The sequence below is a fragment of the Citrobacter sp. Cpo045 genome, from assembly GCF_030332875.1.
Taxonomy (GTDB): domain Bacteria; phylum Pseudomonadota; class Gammaproteobacteria; order Enterobacterales; family Enterobacteriaceae; genus Citrobacter; species Citrobacter portucalensis.
The window spans coordinates 1-615 of the sequence record NZ_JAOWGZ010000002.1 but is presented as its reverse complement, the minus strand read 5'-3'; the positions used below and the strand labels follow the sequence as shown (position 1 = coordinate 615).

General features: G+C 53.0%; 1 rRNA gene. It reads right to left on the bottom strand.

Annotation, left to right across the window (positions count from 1 at the left end):
- Nucleotides 1-615, bottom strand: a 23S ribosomal RNA gene (locus OGY13_RS00005); the annotation flags it as partial.

Genomic DNA, 615 nt, shown 5'->3' with positions numbered 1-615 from the left:
ACACCTTCAACGGCTTACAGAACGCTCCCCTACCCAACAACACATAGTGTCGCTGCCGCAGCTTCGGTGCATGGTTTAGCCCCGTTACATCTTCCGCGCAGGCCGACTCGACCAGTGAGCTATTACGCTTTCTTTAAATGATGGCTGCTTCTAAGCCAACATCCTGGCTGTCTGTGCCTTCCCACATCGTTTCCCACTTAACCATGACTTTGGGACCTTAGCTGGCGGTCTGGGTTGTTTCCCTCTTCACGACGGACGTTAGCACCCGCCGTGTGTCTCCCGTGATAACATTCTTCGGTATTCGCAGTTTGCATCGGGTTGGTAAGTCGGGATGACCCCCTAGCCGAAACAGTGCTCTACCCCCGAAGATGAATTCACGAGGCGCTACCTAAATAGCTTTCGGGGAGAACCAGCTATCTCCCGGTTTGATTGGCCTTTCACCCCCAGCCACAAGTCATCCGCTAATTTTTCAACATTAGTCGGTTCGGTCCTCCAGTTAGTGTTACCCAACCTTCAACCTGCCCATGGCTAGATCACCGGGTTTCGGGTCTATACCCTGCAACTTAACGCCCAGTTAAGACTCGGTTTCCCTTCGGCTCCCCTATTCGGTTAACC